We start from the raw sequence: 17,514 nt of genomic DNA, 5'->3' as shown, positions 1-17,514 counted from the left end.
TGTCCCAATTTTAGGGACAGTTTTTATTTATATGCGATTCTAATTTTTTGCCATTTCTGTTGATGGATTTAAAAGAACTGGTGCTCCAAAACCAACTTGTTCTAATTTTGGCAGCTGCGTTTTTGCATCGCCTGCTATTACATAAATCATTTCATTTACGTTTAAATATTTATTAGCGAGTTTTTGAATCTCCTCAATTGTCATGCCTTTTACAATATTTTCACGCTGTTTAGCATAGTCATTTGGAAAGTTATAATTGCCGATCTCATAAAGCATATTCAGTTTAGCCGACAAAGTTTCAAATGCCCTTGCATTACTTTTAACTAAAAAGTCTTTAGTGACATCAAGATCGCTCTTACTGAATTTTTTGCCGTACTGCTCTGTTATTTCTTTTATTAAACTAATTGATTCATAGGTTATATTAGATCGTACACCGCTTTCGATACTAAATGAACCTTTGTTGTTCGAACCTTCAAACATAGATGAAATACCATACGTATATCCTTTTCCTTCTCTTAATTGTTGTGTCAGTTCAGAGGCAAAACCACCTCCTCCCAAACGGTAATTCATAACTTTGGCAGGATAAAAATCTTTGTCAGTAGCGGCAAGAGCAAGATATCCTATTCGAATAACAGATTGTTTTGCATCAGGAACGTCATAAAAATAAATTTTTGATTTGACAGTACCTTTGGTGTTTTGTATTTTAGGAATAGTAATGTCTTTTGACTTCCATTCTTCATTTAAAGAATTTAAAGAATTATTCACATCTGATTCTGAAATGGCACCAACAATTTGAAAATTAGAAACGGAGGGAGAAATATTCTTCGTATAATAGTTTTTCAAATCTTCAATAGTAGTATTCTTTACAGAATTCTCTGTTCCAATATTATTATTGGACAGGATAGATGCTTCGCCGTGAATTATTTTTTTGAACTCATTGTCTGCAATATCGTTTGGACTTGCTTTTTGCTGTAGAATTTTACTTAAAGTACTTTGTTTGATCAAATCGAATTCTTTTGCGTCCCAGCGTGGTTGAAGTATTATTTCCTGAACCAGTTTCATTGTTTCATTATAGTTCTTTGCCAGTGTATTTCCCTTAATAAAAACAGCTTCATCAGTTGCATAAGCTTTAATTACTGCGCCAAGACTTTCGATTGCATTTTCTAATTGTTCAGGTGTTTTGTTTTTTGTTCCTTTTGTCATCAATTCTGCCATCATATTAGAAACGCCTATTTTATTTGCAGTTTCTAAAAGCATTCCGCCCTTAATTTGTAATTGAAACTGAACAAGAGGTACTTCATGGTTTTCAATTCCCAAAACGTTTATACCAGATGATAATTTCTTTTTCCAGACCACAGGCAATTTTACATTAGGGCTATCTCCATAGGGAGGCTCTACGCTTCTGTCAAAAGCTGAAGGTGTTTTTTTATACGTAGCTGCAATACTGGCATCAAAAGTATCTTCTTTACCGTTAATTATTTTTTCTTCCTCAAGCACAGCTAACTCAGAACCTTCCAAAACTAAATTGGCCTGACCTTTTGGTACGAAGCTCGTAGCTACAAAATGTTTTCCTTTTATATATTTATTATAAACTCGCATAACATCTTCAGAAGTTACTGCAAGAATATTTTTTATATCCTGATTAATATAATCTGGCGTTCCCGCATAAATCTTATATTGTGCCAATTGAAATCCTTTCCCCAGAACACTTGCTAACTCATTGTAAAATACAGTTTCCTGTGTGGCTTTAATTCTATTTAAATCCTGTTGTGAAATCCCTTCGGTCTCAAAATTTTTAAATGCTTCGTTTATTCCTTTCTCTACTTCGTTTAAGTTTGTTTTATCAAAAGCGGTAACCTGAACAAGATACTGTCCCGCTATTTCAGAATTATATTGAGACATATCGACATCATCAGTCAATTTTTTGTCTTCTACAAGTGTTTTGTATAGAGGTGCTTTTTTACCCCTTGAAAGGTAATTGGCCAAAACTTCTAATGCATAACTATCAGGGTGATATTTATAAACAGATGGCCAGTTGATCGTTAATTGCGGTAAACGGGCAAAATTATCTTCATAATAAAGTTTTTTAGATGCTGTAAGCGTTACAGGCTGCTTCTCCATATTCGGAATATCTACGCCACGCTTTATTTCGCTAAAGTATTTTTCTACCCATTTTTTTGCTTGATTTGTATCAAAATCACCAGCAATGGTTAACGTTACATTATTAGGCACATACCAGCGATTGTAGAAATTTTTTACGTCATCTAGTGTCGCATTTTGTAAATCTTCCAAAGAACCAATAACTTCCCAGCTATACGGATGTGAAGCAGGATATAAATTTTTATCAATTACGGCAAAGGTATTTCCATATGGCCTATTATCGTAACTCTGTCTTTTTTCATTTTTAACCACTTGTTTTTCTTTGGAAAGAACAGGATCTGTTACAGTGTTAATGAAATAACCCAGTTTATCGGCTTCAGCCCAAATCATTTTTTCCAAAGCATCTTTAGGTACCGTTTGATAATAATTCGTACGATCTCTACTTGTTGAACCATTCGCACCAGAGCCACCAATTCGTGCACTCATTTTATCAAGTCCTCCTTTTCCTAAGTTTTCTGATTCGAGAAAAAGTAAATGTTCAAATAAATGGGCAAATCCAGTACGGCCTTTAGTTTCTCTCGCAGACCCTACATGACACGTTAAAGCGACAGCAACAACCGGATCAGAGCGATCAATATGAAAAATTACATTTAGCCCGTTATCTAATGTAAACTGTTCAAATTCTACCTTAAATTCCTTCGACTGGCTTGTTTTATTCTGATTTTGAGAATAAGAAGAAAATCCAGTAAAAAAAACAACGAGAAGTATTAAAAATTGGTTTGATTTCATGGTTTGGCTTTTGTAGTTAAAACTTGGTTTTTTATTTTAAATAATTGGCTAATGAATTTGATAACGAAATTAATGAAATAAAAGAATAAATTATTGAATGTTAATAAGTTAAATTTGGTTAATTTTTGACCGAAATCGGTGCAAATGCGGTTTGTTGTAAAAGTTGATTTTTAATTTCTGTAAGATAATTTTTGGAGGCTTGGATGGTCAATGTTTAAAAGAACTTCGTTTCTTTGTAATCATCCAAAATTAGGTAGACATGAATTTGAATTTTCCTCAAAATGTAGAACTCGAAGACGAAATGGTGTTACTTCGCCCGCTAGAACTCACCGACATCGAAAATCTATTAGAAATCTCCATCAACGAACCAGAAACCTGGAAATATTCTTTAGTAGGAGCAGACGGAAAAGAAAACCTGATTAATTATATCCAATCGGCTATAAAAGCAAGAGAAGAAAAAAAAGAATTTCCATTCATTGTTTTTGATAAAAAATCTCAAAAATATGCTGGTTCAACACGTTTTTATGATATTCAGCTTCAATATAAAACCTTACAATTAGGCTACACCTGGTACGGTTCTGCTTTTAGAGGTACCGGTCTTAATAAACATTGTAAATTTTTACTACTTCAATTTGCTTTTGAAACCTTAGGAATGGAACGTGTAGAATTCCGCGCCGATAATAATAATGAGCGAAGTATTGCCGCTATGAAAAGCATCGGCTGCAAAGTCGAAGGCGTTTTAAGAAGCCATATGCCGACTGCAAACAGTGAGGTTCGTCGTGATTCGATAGTTTTGAGTATTCTAAAAGAGGAATGGTTTGAAGAGGTAAAAGAAAATCTAAAGCGCAAGCTCTAAAAAAGAGCCGTAGGCTCTAAAAATATTGTAGGGCTGGACTTCAGTCCAGTTTAGGCCGTAAAGTAAATTGAATTTGACATTCCCATTCCCATTGATATTGACATTGATATTGACATTGAATTTGACATTGAATTTGACATTAATATTGACATTAATATTGATATTGATATTGATATTGTCATTGATAGTGTCATTGACATTGAATCATCTACCCATCTTTCAATAATAACCCCTGATCTTTTCTTATTTTCTCGACTAGATTATCTACATAAGTTTTTATTTTTTGTGGTAATAAATTCCAGTTGGCATCTTTTTTAAAACTTCTGCAATAGTCTAAATCACATTCAACCGCACGAATCACATATTTTTTGTTTTTATAAACAGTGATAATTTTAACGCGGCTTATTTCATCATTTTCATTTCTTGTTCCATAAATAATAATGGGTTCAATATAACCATCTCCATCAAGATCTTTAGTACTGCAATATTTCGTCCAAAACCAGATGTTGGTTTCTTTTGGTTCTGTGATTTCAAGCAGATCGTTTATTTGCCATTTTTCCAGAAAACCTCCATGATCATTGATGGTACAAATGGCTTGAATTTTAGTATTTAAAGTATCTTTTTTACTAATTGTTTTTTGATTCTCACATAAAAGCAATTCGTAGACACCACCTTTATCACTGTACTCAAACGCTTTGTATATTGGAAAATCTGAAACGCCGTCCAGTTCTCGTTCTACAATTTGTTCTTTTGTGAGTCTGTAACTTTCTACTTTTTGGGCGTAAATAAATGTAGTAGAAAGAAGAAGCAGTGTGAAAATATAATTTTTCATGAATGGTATTACATTTTTAGTGAATCAAAGATATTTAAAACCTTTTTAGCTTAAAGAATTTTATATTTTTTTAAAGCATATTTTATTGTATTTTTCTAACCTAAAAGTATTGATAAAACGTTTTAGTAAATGTCTGATATTGTTTTGTCTAAAAAATAATGATTAAAAAAAATACCTGATGATTAGCAAAAATTTTAAAAAGATTCTTTTTGGATTGTCCTTTTTATTGATTAGTTACACCAGTAATGCACAGAAAAAAGGGAGTGAAAAACGAAATTTGATTCAGTATGTAGACCCCATGATTGGTACTGCTAAGATGGGGCATACTTATCCAGGTGCAACAGTGCCATTTGGAAGTGTACAATTAAGTCCTGAGACTGATACGATTGCTTATGGCATAAATGGGAAATATAACGGTGATGTTTACAAGTATTGTGCAGGATATCAATATGAAGACAAAACCATCGTTGGTTTCAGTCATACTCATTTCAGCGGAACAGGACATTCGGATTTAGGTGATTTTTTAATTATGCCAACAACAGGTAAGCTACAATTGAATCCGGGAGTGGCTTCAAAACCGCAATCAGGATATCGTTCTTCATTTTCTCATACAACCGAAAAAGCGGAACCGGCTTATTACAGTGTTCTTTTAGAAGATTATAAAATTAAAGCAGAATTGACAGCAACAACACGTGTAGGAATGCATCAATATACTTTTCCAAAGTCAGATGAAGCGCATATTATTCTGGACTTAACTTCCGGAATTTATAATTACGATAAAAAGAACGTTTGGACATTTGTTCGTATAGAAAATGATACTTTGATTACCGGATATCGTCAAACAAACGGTTGGGCAAGAACAAGAACTGTTTATTTTGCCATGTCTTTTAGTAAACCAATTAAGAGTTACGGACAAGCACCGCAGGACAAAAGTGTTTATAGGGGTTTTTGGGGAAGATTTGATCAAACCAAAAATTTCCCGGAAATGGCAGGTCAAAACCTAAAATTGTTTTTTGATTTTAATACTGAAGAAGGAGAGAAAATCAAAATCAAAATGGCTTTGTCGCCTGTGAGTTCTGCGGGAGCGTTAGAAAATATGAAGAAAGAAGTTCCGGGTTGGGATTTTGAAAAAGTAAAAAAACAAAGCCAGGAAGTTTGGAATAATGAACTGAATAAAATTCAGATTGAAGCCATTCAAAAAGAAGATTATGTAAATTTTTATACCGCAATGTACCACGCCTTTTTAGGTCCAACGGAATACATGGATTTAGATGGAAATTACAAAGGTTTGGATATGAACGTTCACAAGGCCGAAAATTTTAAAAATTACACCAGTTATTCTTTATGGGATACTTACAGGGCGTTGCATCCGTTTTTTAATATTGTTCAGCCAACAAGAAACTCAGATATGGTAAGTTCCATGCTGGCACATTCTAACCAAAGTGTACATAAAATGCTGCCGATCTGGTCGCATTATGCAAATGAAAACTGGTGTATGATTGGCTATCATTCGGTTTCTGTAGTGGCTGATGCCATTGTAAAGGGTAATACCAATTTTGATCCTGAAAAAGCACTTCAAGCTTGTGTAAATACAGCAAAAGTACCTTATTATGATGGATTGGAATATTATATGAAAATGGGTTATGTTCCAGAAGACAAAAATGGTTCTTCGGTTTCAAAAACTTTAGAATATGCTTATGATGACTGGGCGATTGCTCAGGCCGCAAAGAAATTAGGAAAAACTGAAATTTATAATGAGTTTATCGAAAGATCTAAAAATTATAAAAACGTCTACGATACCAAAACAGGTTTCATGCGTCCTAAATTAAATGACGGAACTTTCAAAAAAGAATTTGATCCGCTAGACACGCACGGGCAAGGTTTCATTGAAGGAAATTCGTGGAATTACAGTTTGTACGTACCGCAAGATCCTGCTGAAATGATTAAAATGATGGGCGGAAATGATAAATTCAATGTTCGTTTAGATTCATTGTTTAATATGCATTTACCAGACAAATATTTTGAAAATACAGAAGATATTACCAGAGAAGGAATTATTGGAAATTACGTTCATGGAAACGAACCCTCTCATCACGTTGTTTACTTGTACAATTGGACAAATTCACCATGGAAAGCACAGGACAAAATAAGAATGATCCTGAAAAAAATGTATCGAAATGGTGCTGATGGTTTAGGAGGAAATGATGATTTTGGGCAAATGAGTGCCTGGTATATTTTCAGCAGTTTAGGATTTTATCCGGTAGCACCTGGTTCTGACGAATATGCATTAGGAAGTCCGTTGGTTAAAAATGCTGTTTTCAATTTAGAAAACGGAAAAACATTTGAAGTTGAAACAGTAAATCAGTCGAATAAAAATGTATTTGTGAGCAAAGTACTTTTAAACGGAAAAGAATTATCGAAACCTTTTCTAAAACATGGAGATGTGATGAATGGTGGAAAAATTACGTTTTATATGAGTAGTAAACCGAACAAGAAGAATTATCAAAATTAATAAAAAGACAAACGTGACAGATTTTGAAAAAACTTCACGAAATTTGCATCTCAAATAAAAGACACGAATTATGAAAATAAATCTAAAATCAGGAATTGATAAATTGCTTTTCGGAATGAAGCAAAATGATGTTACAGCTGTTTTTGGCAAACCTGATAAAAACTATAAAGACGAAGATGATAATGTGATTTTCGTTTATAATGCGCATAAAATCAGATTAACATTTTATGAAGAAGAAGAACTTAAGTTAGGATATTTAGTAGCATCAAGCAATGATTTAGAAGTTTTTGGATTTAAGATTATCGGAAGAAAAATTGCCGATGTAAAGAAAGATTTAGCAACAAAAGGAATCACAAAATACACTCAGGAAACTTTTGATACTTTCGAAAACTATTTCAATGAAGACAATTGGTTTATTCTTCAAACGGAATTTGATGAAGTTGTAAAATTCGAAGTTGGTGCGATCATTAATGACAAAGACGAATTTGACTGGAAATTTCCGGTAAAGAAATAAATACAATATTGTCATTTCGAGTCTCCTTCGTCGAAATGACAAAAAATGAGAATAAAAAAACCGACAATCACTTGTCGGTTTTTTTATGTTTTAAAAGAACAATTATCCTTTCAACCATGCATTTTTAAGTTTCTCTTTAGAAGCATCTGTTGCTTTAAAAGTTTCTGTTTCTTCGTATGGTAATTTCACAGTTCCTTTGATAGTCTGTTCCACACCAGCACGTTTTATTTTAACTGTGATTGGATCGTTTTCTTTCCAGTTTTCACTTTCTCCAATTAGATCATAAATGTTATCTAAGTTGTAAGCTTTATCGTTAATAGAAACAATTCCATCACCACCTTTAAGATTTAAATTAGTAAAGAATACGTTCAGGTCAATATCTGCACGTACACTGATCGCTTTCGTTGCTTTGTCAACACCAATATAAGGAGTTTGCCCTTTAATGAAAATTGATCCTGGTTTTTTCTCAGTTGCTTTTGTTACGCCTACTTTTGCTAAATAAAAATCATAAGGAATTGGAGTAGTTCCAGCCACATATTTAGTTAAGAATTCACCAACTTCAGGATAAGTCAATTGGGTAATTTTTGCAAAAAGTTCATTGTCATTAAATGGTTTTTCAACACCATATTCATTAGCTAATTTATGCATTAAATCAAGGATTCCTCTTTCTCCGTTGCTTTTTTCTCTAATGATAATATCAATACACATACCAATTAAAGCGCCTTTTTGGTATACATTTAAGTATTGATCTTTATAAGGTTGCTCTAAAACATTTTTACTCATTACAGTAAACGACATTGTATCATTTAAGCGTTTTGCCTGTTCAATTTTGTCAGCAATACGAGTGTAAAATTCAGCTTCATTAATTAAACCCTGATTGATTTGAAAAAGATTCGCAAAATATTCCGTTACACCTTCGTACATCCATAAATGTTCGGACATTTGAGGTGCATTATAGTCAAAATACTGAATTTCTTTTGAGTGGATGGTAAGTGGAGTCACAATATGGAAAAATTCATGAGAAACAACATCTTTCATCGATTCTACTAATTTTTCTTTTGGCATAGATTCAGGTAAAACAACTGTAGTTGCAGTTGGGTGCTCTAAAGCTCCAAAACCATGTGCGTCATCTTTAGCCATGCTTGATAAATACAATAAAACGGTGTATTTTTTAGTAGCATTTACTTTTCCTAAAAAGGTTTTCTGAGCCGTCATCATCGTTTTCATTTCCGGAGTAATGCTTTCTGCAGTAAATTTTCCTGTTGGAGAATAAACAGCAATCAAAATATCCATTCCATTAACGTTGAAAGTAGTGTAATCTGGCTTAGAGTACATAATTGGATTTTCTACCAAAACGGCATAACGAGGAGTTTTAAAAACATCACTTGTTTTGCTAGCATCTTCATCAGTCATTGAAGTTGCTCCCCATAATGTTTCAGGGTGTGTTATGGTAACATTGTAAGGTACATCTAGTTTATCTTTAAAATAACCTACAAAACCGTGTGTGTTAACCATGAAGTTAACTCCTGCATTAATATTAGTTCCTGCTGGCGAAAAAACGTCGTCATTACCAAATCCCGTTCCTTTTTCAGTATCAAAAGTATCTCCAACTAAATAAGTAATCTTTTTTAATGTTTTTGCATTCGATATAGACCATGAATTATCGTCAATTCTTTTTACCGTTAATTCATTTCCTTTAGCATCAAAAGCTTTAAAACCATCTGAATATTTTCCGTAATTATCAGTAGAATAAGTTCCAGGAACTGTTTTTGGAATACTGTAGATAATTTCGTCTGTTTTAATTGCAGGAGGAGTAACGGTTACCAAAACTTTGTCGTCTTTTACATCGACAAGATTGATGTTTACATCTACAGTGTTGCTTTTTGCAGCGCCCGATGTACTACCAGTTTTACAGCTCCATAGTGTTACAGCAAGAGCTAAGGTGTAAATTATTTTTTTCATTTGTTCGCGTTTAGTTATGTGTATTTGACTGATAAAATTGAAAATTGTTACAATACTTATATAAAAATAAAAAAAACTCCTGAATTACAGGAGTTTTATACTAGTCGAGTTTGTTTTTTATATAATATTTGCCATCCAAATCCTCATCAAAATCATCTATTTTAACTGGTTTCGGTTTTGGTTTATTTGCAATAGCCTTCTTTTTCCACATTTCAAATTTTTCAAGCGGCATTTTCTTTTTCATGATTTCCAAAACTTCTTTTTCTGCCAATCCAAATTCTTTCTTAATAATTTCAAATGGATTTCTTTCTTCCAAGGCTAGCGAAACAAGTTTTTCCGTTTGTTCCCAGCTCAACTCTTTGCGGTTACTCTTTTTCATCACGTGAAAATTAATTCAAAATAGGGGTTAATGATTAATAGATTGATTTTCAATTTAAGTATCAATATTAATAAAAAAAATAATTAGTTGGTTCGATCAGGGATGTTTTTTTTAATGATTTTAACTGTTTTTTATTGATCTTGATTTTTGAAACGGAATTTGCAATAAATTTTTCAATTTGTTATGCTCTTCGGGCGCCATATGAGTATCAACTCCATAAATTAATTTTTCTTTGGGCAGAGTGGTAAAAGTGCCAAAAAGCCGATCCCAAACGGAAAAAATGTTACCATAATTACTATCGGTATAAGGCAAAACATAATGATGATGAACTTTGTGCATATTGGGAGATACGATGAAGTAGCTCAGAAAAATATCTAATTTAGTTGGTAATGAAATATTGGCATGATTAAACTGAGAAGCGACAACGGATAAAGATTGATATAGAAAAACCATCCACATCGGACTTCCCACAATTAAAACACCTGCAGTGGTAAATAAAAAACGGATTATGCTTTCACCCGGATGATGTCTGTTAGCCGTTGTAGTGTCGATCCAGGTATCAGTATGATGGATAAGGTGAAAACGCCACAGAAATTTTATTTTATGCTGAACAAGGTGTGCCAGATAAGCGCCAATTAAATCTAAAAGAAGCAGCCCGATAATAGTGTACAACCAAATTGGAATTTCAGGCAGCCATTGAAGAATTCCGAAATGATTCTCTGTAGTCCAACTAGCAGTTTTAATCAAAATAAAGGCTAAAACAAAATTGACAATAATGGTAGTAAGTGTGAGGAAAAAGTTGATTCCCGCATGATGCCATTTTCGGTATTGCATCTGAAATAAGGGGAATGTATTCTCAATTAACCAAAAAATAGTGATTCCCCCAACCAGAATCAGGCTTCGGTGCGAAGATGGAATTGTACTGAAATAAGCAATGATATCATTCATGGCAATGCATTTTAAAGGAGGTTATTCATCAAAATAAAGCAATAAAAAAAGAGAAAATCAAATATAAATATATTTGATTTTCTCTTAAAATTTTATAATTGAGTAAAAAATTACGCTGCGTCGTGATTCTGAAGCAAGGACTTATAAATAAAACCAGCCACAATTGCTCCTAAAATTGGTGCAACCCAAAACAACCAAACCTGAGATAGTGGTTCTCCACCAACAAAAACAGCTTGTGATAATGATCTTGCAGGATTTACAGAGGTATTGGTAATTGGAATGCTTATTAAGTGAATTAAAGTTAAACCTAATCCGATCGCAATACCGGCGAATCTTCCGTTTGCAAACTTATCGGTTGCTCCTAAAATGATTAATAAGAAGAACAAGGTTAATACAAACTCAGCAATAAAAGCTGATGATAGTGAGTATCCATCTGGAGAAAATGCACCAAAACCATTAGATGCAAATGCTCCGGCTTTAGTATTATCAATGGCAAAACCGGCTTTTCCTGATGCAATAGTGTACAAAGTTCCTGCTGCCGCAACTGCACCTACACATTGTGCGATGATGTATGGAATTAAATCTTTGGCAGGAAATCTTCCACCAGCCCATAAACCAAAAGATACAGCAGGATTAAAATGCCCGCCCGATATATGCCCAACAGCATAAGCCATTGTTAATACAGTTAAACCAAAAGCTAAGGCTACACCTGCAAATCCAATTCCTAATTCGGGAATTCCAGCAGCAAAAATGGCGCTTCCGCAACCTCCAAATACCAGCCAATAGGTTCCGAAAAATTCTGCAAATAATTTTTTCATAGTAAAATAATTTAATGGTTAATGTTAGAATGTATATTGGTAAGCCCAATAAATCAAAACAATTTGTAAGGGCAAACGTACAAATAAAATCCATTTTGGCAAGCCGAAACCAGCTTTTTTATCTTGAAACATGAATAGGTTAGCAGGAAATATAGCAATCAATAATGCTATAATTCCCCATGCAGCAAATCTTTTTGAAAAAGGAAACAATAGGAGAGTACCTAAAAGTATTTCGGCAGCTCCACTTAAAGTATTTATTAATTTGGGATTTTTAAATGCGGGCGGAATGATTCGGAGATACATTCCGGGACTTCTAAAATGATTAATTCCAGCAAGTATATACAGAAAAGCCATTAAATATAAATGCCAGGGTAGATTCATGATATCGTATTGTTTATCACGAATTTATAAAAAAATTAACAATTATAACATTACAAGAGGCTTTTTTTTAAGATCATATAAAAGGAACTAATTTTTACGTTTAAAATTTACATTCATTATAATAATAGCCAGGATAATTAAAACAATTCCAACCCATTGAGAAAGGATCACTTTTTCGTTTAAAAGGACATAAGCCATCATAACCGAAACAGGTAATTCTAAAGCGGAAACAATACTTCCTAAACCAATTCCTGTTAACGGAAAACCTGCATTCATAAGCATAGGAGGAATGATAGTACCAAATAAAGACAGTACAATTCCCCATTTCATAAAAATCTCAAGGTTGAATGGTGTTACCTGAGTAACAAATGCAAATGAAAACACAATTATCGCACCTCCTAAAAGCATATATAAACTACGTTGCGCTGATGAAATTTCAGTAGCAACACGATTTGCGGTAAACATAGTTGTGGTGAAAGAGGCCGCAGCCATTACTCCCCAGGCCAGTCCTCTCCAATCTAATTTTATATCATTATTGATGATGTTAGTAGCCAAAACAGTTCCAATAAGGACAATAAAAACAGCAATTACTTTTTGTTTAGAAGGTAGTTTTTTTTCTAAAATCATCTCTAGTAAAACGCCCATCCAAACCGTTTGCATCAATAAAACGATTCCAATAGAAACTGGAATATATTTTACAGCCAAATAATAAAACAAGCTTGTCATTCCTAAAGAAGTCCCAGCGAGCATTAAGCTAAAAATATTCTTTGGAGTAGCTTTTACAGCAGTACCCTTATTTTTTATTTTTTGGAATGCATTAATTAACAGAATTCCAATAATCCCCAAGACAAATTGAGAAGTTGTTACCTCGGCAGTTGTATATCCTTCAGAATAGGCCATTTTTACAAAAGTGGCTAACATTCCGTAAGTTGTAGCTCCTAAAGCAACTAAAAACACTCCTTTTAATACATTGTTTTGTGACATCTGAATTTGTTTTTTAAAAAATTTAAGCCGGCAAAGGTAAGCTATTTTGTTTAAGATTTGGCAGAAAATGATTGTAAACAGTATTATTGCTATTGTTTTGGAGGCTTATTTCTCTCTTAAATTGAAGATTTATCAGAATATTAAAAAAAGATTTGAAATAAAAAAGCCATCAAATTCTGTGATTTGATGGCTTTGTATTTTTACTTAAAATAATCAGAATGAATTACTTCACAGGTTGATTTTGATAAGTTTCTATTTCAAAAATTAAAGTAGCGTTTGGTGGAATTACACCTCCGGCACCTTTTTCACCATAAGCTAAATTTGATGGCAGGAAGAAAATTGCTTTGTCTCCATCAGTCATCATAGCTAAAGCTTCAATGAATCCTGGAATCATTCCGTCTTTTTTACCAACTGTGAAAGGAAAAGCTTTATAGCCGCCTTGTGCATCTCTGCTGGCATCATATTTACCGTACGCTTTTGCTACACCTGACATACTGCTGTCAAAAAGATTTCCATCTTCAAAATAACCGGCATAATGAAAGTAAATTGTTGATCCATCAGCACCTTTTACACCAGTTCCTTTTTGTGTTATCAAATATTTTAAACCAGATGCTGTTGTAGTCGCTTTTGCTTTTGTTGCTGCAAAATAAGCTGCTTTATCTTTGATCACTTTTTGTCCTTCTAGTTTTTTAGCTTCTTCTTTTTTGACATCATCAGCTAAAATCTTAACGGCATCGAATTTTTTTGCAGCGGCACCTTTGCGTGTAATCGTAATTTTCGTCATAATATCATCCTGAACAATTTTATTTACATTGTCCATTCCAGAAACTACATGTCCAAAAATAGTATGTTTACCGTTTAACCACGGTGTTTCTTTATGTGTGATAAAAAACTGGCTTCCGTTAGTAGCAGGGCCAGAATTAGCCATCGCTAAAATACCACCTTTATCAAATTTTAATTCTTCTCTAAATTCATCTTTAAACGAATATCCAGGGCCTCCAGAACCATTTCCATCAGGATCTCCACCCTGAATCATGAAATCATTGATAACTCTGTGGAATTTTAATCCATCATAAAATGGTTTTCCTTTTAATTTTTCCACTTTTAAATTAGGATTTTTACCTTCTGCTAAAGAGATAAAGTTAGCAACCGTAACCGGAGCTTTCACATATTCTAAAGAAACTACAATATCTCCTTTTGTTGTAGAAATCGTAGCAAAAATTCCATCATTTGGATCTGCTTTCGGTGCTACTTTTGTTGTTGTTTGAGGTTTTGCTGCAGGTTTTGTTACAGGCTTTTTTGTTGTCTGAGCCTGAATGTTTACTATTGCAAGGCAAAATAAAAATAGAAATTTAAATTTCATTGTATTCCGAATTTAAGTCTATGATAAGTTTTAAAATATATTATTGTGGTTTTTCTAACAATTGAATTTCGAAAACAATATTAGCATTTGGTGGAATTACACCTCCGGCTCCAGTTGCTCCATAAGCCAAATGAGATGGAATAAAAATAACTGCCTTATCTCCAAATGAAAGTTGTTCAATTCCTTCAATAAACCCAGGGATCAAACCTGATTTACTTCCTGCTGTAAAAGGAATTGGCTGATATTCTTTTGCTTCAGCTCTTGCAGCATCAAATTTTCCAAAAGTTTTAGATACTTCTTCTACACTTGAATCAAAAAGGGTTCCGTTTTCTAAGAAACCTGAATAGTGAATGTAAACCTGAGTTCCGGTTGCAGGTTTTTTTCCTGTTCCTTTTTCAGTAATTACGTATTCTAATCCAGTATTCGTTTTCGTAGCTTTTGCTTTTAATACAGCAAGAGCTTCCACTTTTTCTTTTTGAACTCCTGCATATTTACTTTGTTCTTTTGCTATTTCTGAAAAATAATCATGAAATACTTTTACAGCATCAAACTTTTTAGCTGCTTCGCCATTTCTGATGATCGTTACTGTAACAATTTTATCGTCCTGTTTTACCTGATTTACTACTTCTTGTCCTTTTTCAACTACATGACCAAAAATAGTGTGTTTCCCATCTAACCATGGAGTTTCAACGTGCGTAATAAAAAATTGGCTGCTATTTGTTCCAGGCCCGTTATTAGCCATTGCCAGAACTCCGCCTTTATCAAATTTTAAATCAGTGATTTCATCTTTAAATTTATATCCGGTATCTCCAGAACCAGTTCCTTCAGGATCTCCGGTTTGAATCATAAAATCTTCAATTACTCTGTGAAATTTTAAACCATCATAAAATGGTTTTCCTTTAAGATATTCTTTGGTTACAAATTCGTTTTTACCTTCTGCTAAGGTTACAAAATTTGCTACTGTAATTGGCGCTTTTTTATAATCCAATTCAACAATGATATGTCCTTTGTTAGTTTCAATATCAGCATACAAACCATCAGGCAAATTGCTATGCTCGTCCTTACAAGAATAAAATGAGGTAACGGCTAGTAGTAATAATAAAATACTTTTTTTCATTTTTAAAATGTTGTTTTTATGGGTTTATTGTATCTTTTTTAGTTTGAACTGCTGGTTTTACTGCCGCAGGTTTGGCTGCTACAGGTTTTGGTGTTTGTCCAGATGTTGTTGGAGCTGCAGTTTGTACTGTTGGAGTCTGTGTCGCTGGAACTGCCGTTTTTGGAGCTGCAGGATCTGGAACAAAATTACGTAGGGTAACGGTACAGATTAATGATTCATTAGGGCCAATTTTTTTGTTGTCGCCATGATATCCGTAAGCAATATGTGATGGAAATAAGAAAGTTACGGTTTCGTTTTTACGCATCAGTTTGATACCATCGCGTAATCCCATCATAATTTCTTGTTTGTCTACGTAATAGGTTTGTGGGCCAAGATCAGCTTCTGAATAAATCACGTTGCCTTTCATGTCTTTTACTTCCAAATTGAAATAAGCAATATCTCCTTTTCTGGGAGTTTGCGTTTCGTTTAGATTTCTTTCATCATAAGAAAGCCAATAGCCTTTTCTGGTTGCATAATATTTTACTTTTGGATTGCTTTTGATGATCTTCTTGATAACATTCTCTTCGTCTGCTATTAATTTCTTGTTACGATCAACTGATTTTTTCATAAACGATCCTGAAGCTCTCGAAATAGGTCTTCTGGCATCTTCATGTTGTTTACAGCTAACCAATAAAACAGCAAAAAGGAGCGTGTAAATGCTTAGTTTTATGTAGTTCATAGTAGGTTATATTTTTAGTTTAGTTACTAAATCTTCAAATTTTCTCAAAGTTTCTTCCATCGAAACATCGGATCTTCCACCGGCAGCATTGCTATGTCCTCCACCGTTAAAATGATCTCTGGCGAACTGATTTACATCAAATCCACCTTGTGAACGGAAAGAAATTTTGATAATTTTCTCGTCTTTATTTTCGATAAAAATAGCAGTAAAAACAATACCTTTTATACTTAACCCGTAATTTACAATTCCTTCCGTATCACCTTTTACATAATTAAACGAGTCAAGTTCGTCCTGAGTAAGGGAAGTATAAGAGGTTTTATGCTCTTCAAATACTTTCATATTCTGTAAAGCACGTCCTAATAATTGTAAACGACTGTAGGAACTATTATCAAATAATAATACTGGAATCTGGGTGTTTTCAACACCTAAATCAATTAATTCGGCAATAATTCTGTGCGTGTTTCCGGTAGTTCCCGGAAAACGGAATGATCCGGAATCCGTTAAAATTCCAGTATAGATACATGTTGCAATGGTTTTGTCTAAATCTTCTTTTTTGTTTAAAAAAGAAATGAAATTATAAACCATTTCGCAAGTTGATCCGAAAGATGTATCAGAGTAAGTGTATGCAGCATAATCATCAGGTTTTTGATGATGATCAATCATGATAAATGGAGCAGTTAACTTTGCTAAAGTATGTTCCATTTCGCCTGTACGGTGAAAAGCATTAAAGTCAAGTGTAAAAATCAACTCCGCTTCTTGTAATATTTTGGTACAGTTTTCAGTATCTTTTTCAAATATTTTTACGGTTTCTGAACCTGGAAGCCAGGCTAAAAAATCAGGAAAATCATTAGGAGCAATAACCGTTGGCTGGTGATTGTTTTTTAATAAAAAATGGTATAGTGCTAAAGTAGAACCCATAGCGTCGCCATCTGGTCCTCTGTGCGGTATAATTGCAATTTTCTTTGGAGTCGCAAGCAACAATTGTATTGCCTGAATATCTTGTATTTTCATAGTGTGCGAATTTACATTTTTTTAATGTAATGTTGAAAACATTTTGGAGATTAACACACTTTTATTAGTTGTGAGTTATTGGTTATAAGTTATTAGTTTTGAATTGTGAAATTGGGTGTTATTGTTCCGCAGAGATTCGCTAAGAATTCACAGAGATTCACAAAGGAATTTGATTCGTAGGTTTTGGAATTTGGGATTTTTAAAATTTGGGATTTCATTATAGATTGTAA

At 33.5% G+C, this 17,514-nt stretch carries 16 protein-coding genes; 3 read left to right on the top strand and 13 right to left on the bottom strand.

Annotation, left to right across the window (positions count from 1 at the left end):
- Nucleotides 1-39: 39 nt before the first annotated feature.
- Nucleotides 40-2,889: a M16 family metallopeptidase gene (locus BUA98_RS09985; RefSeq protein ID WP_072971721.1), complete on the bottom strand. Its 2,850-nt coding sequence runs from the start codon at nt 2,887-2,889 to the stop codon at nt 40-42.
- Between the two features lie 259 nt (nt 2,890-3,148).
- Between BUA98_RS09985 and BUA98_RS09980 the strand changes: the two genes are divergently transcribed.
- Nucleotides 3,149-3,745, top strand: coding sequence for a GNAT family N-acetyltransferase (locus tag BUA98_RS09980; RefSeq protein WP_072971718.1), 597 nt, complete (start codon nt 3,149-3,151; stop codon nt 3,743-3,745).
- Nucleotides 3,746-3,795: 50 nt separating this feature from the next.
- On the opposite strand, the gene BUA98_RS22635 is transcribed toward BUA98_RS09980, so the two are convergent.
- Nucleotides 3,796-3,939 (bottom strand): hypothetical protein, encoded by a 144-nt coding sequence (locus tag BUA98_RS22635; RefSeq protein ID WP_396182123.1) that lies wholly within the window; start codon nt 3,937-3,939, stop codon nt 3,796-3,798.
- 14 nt (nt 3,940-3,953) lie between these two features.
- Nucleotides 3,954-4,577: a M949_RS01915 family surface polysaccharide biosynthesis protein gene (locus BUA98_RS09975; protein WP_072971716.1), complete on the bottom strand. Its 624-nt coding sequence runs from the start codon at nt 4,575-4,577 to the stop codon at nt 3,954-3,956.
- A 178-nt stretch (nt 4,578-4,755) separates the two neighbouring features.
- Between BUA98_RS09975 and BUA98_RS09970 the strand changes: the two genes are divergently transcribed.
- On the top strand, nt 4,756-7,089 hold the full coding sequence (locus BUA98_RS09970) for a GH92 family glycosyl hydrolase (RefSeq protein WP_072971714.1): 2,334 nt from the start codon (nt 4,756-4,758) through the stop codon (nt 7,087-7,089).
- 70 nt (nt 7,090-7,159) lie between these two features.
- Nucleotides 7,160-7,603, top strand: a complete 444-nt coding sequence (locus BUA98_RS09965) for a hypothetical protein (RefSeq protein WP_072971711.1) — start codon at nt 7,160-7,162, stop codon at nt 7,601-7,603.
- 102 nt (nt 7,604-7,705) lie between these two features.
- Here BUA98_RS09965 and BUA98_RS09960 read toward each other — a convergent pair whose 3' ends face one another.
- The 10 genes from BUA98_RS09960 to BUA98_RS09915 form a co-directional block, all read right to left on the bottom strand.
- A complete protein-coding gene (locus BUA98_RS09960; protein WP_072971708.1) occupies nt 7,706-9,565 on the bottom strand; it encodes a M61 family metallopeptidase in 1,860 nt (619 codons plus the stop codon).
- Nucleotides 9,566-9,665: 100 nt separating this feature from the next.
- The gene (locus BUA98_RS09955) at nt 9,666-9,944 is read right to left on the bottom strand and encodes a DUF2805 domain-containing protein (protein WP_042563191.1); all 279 of its coding nucleotides are present in this window, start codon (nt 9,942-9,944) and stop codon (nt 9,666-9,668) included.
- A gap of 120 nt (nt 9,945-10,064) precedes the next feature.
- The gene (locus BUA98_RS09950; RefSeq protein WP_072971705.1) at nt 10,065-10,892 is read right to left on the bottom strand and encodes a sterol desaturase family protein; all 828 of its coding nucleotides are present in this window, start codon (nt 10,890-10,892) and stop codon (nt 10,065-10,067) included.
- A gap of 110 nt (nt 10,893-11,002) precedes the next feature.
- Nucleotides 11,003-11,710, bottom strand: a complete 708-nt coding sequence (aqpZ, locus tag BUA98_RS09945) for an aquaporin Z (RefSeq protein WP_072971702.1) — start codon at nt 11,708-11,710, stop codon at nt 11,003-11,005.
- A gap of 24 nt (nt 11,711-11,734) precedes the next feature.
- Complete coding sequence (locus BUA98_RS09940) at nt 11,735-12,091, bottom strand: DoxX family protein (RefSeq protein ID WP_072971699.1); 357 nt, start codon at nt 12,089-12,091, stop codon at nt 11,735-11,737.
- 87 nt (nt 12,092-12,178) lie between these two features.
- A complete protein-coding gene (locus BUA98_RS09935) occupies nt 12,179-13,075 on the bottom strand; it encodes an EamA family transporter (RefSeq protein WP_072971696.1) in 897 nt (298 codons plus the stop codon).
- 223 nt (nt 13,076-13,298) lie between these two features.
- Nucleotides 13,299-14,438 carry a peptidylprolyl isomerase gene (locus tag BUA98_RS09930; RefSeq protein ID WP_072971693.1) on the bottom strand — a complete coding sequence of 380 codons (1,140 nt, stop codon included), beginning with the start codon at nt 14,436-14,438 and terminating at the stop codon, nt 13,299-13,301.
- Between the two features lie 40 nt (nt 14,439-14,478).
- Nucleotides 14,479-15,555, bottom strand: coding sequence for a peptidylprolyl isomerase (locus BUA98_RS09925; RefSeq protein WP_072971690.1), 1,077 nt, complete (start codon nt 15,553-15,555; stop codon nt 14,479-14,481).
- Between the two features lie 16 nt (nt 15,556-15,571).
- Nucleotides 15,572-16,273 (bottom strand): gliding motility-associated peptidyl-prolyl isomerase GldI, encoded by a 702-nt coding sequence (gene gldI, locus BUA98_RS09920; protein ID WP_072971688.1) that lies wholly within the window; start codon nt 16,271-16,273, stop codon nt 15,572-15,574.
- Nucleotides 16,274-16,279: 6 nt separating this feature from the next.
- Entirely contained in the window at nt 16,280-17,284 is a 1,005-nt protein-coding gene (locus BUA98_RS09915) for a DHH family phosphoesterase (RefSeq protein ID WP_072971685.1), read from the bottom strand.
- Nucleotides 17,285-17,514: the final 230 nt, after the last annotated feature.

Origin of the sequence: Flavobacterium saccharophilum, from assembly GCF_900142735.1 — a bacterium.
In the GTDB taxonomy this organism is placed as follows: Bacteria; Bacteroidota; Bacteroidia; order Flavobacteriales; family Flavobacteriaceae; genus Flavobacterium; species Flavobacterium saccharophilum.
Note: the sequence above shows the minus strand (reverse complement) of the source record. Positions and strands in the feature narration are given on the sequence as shown.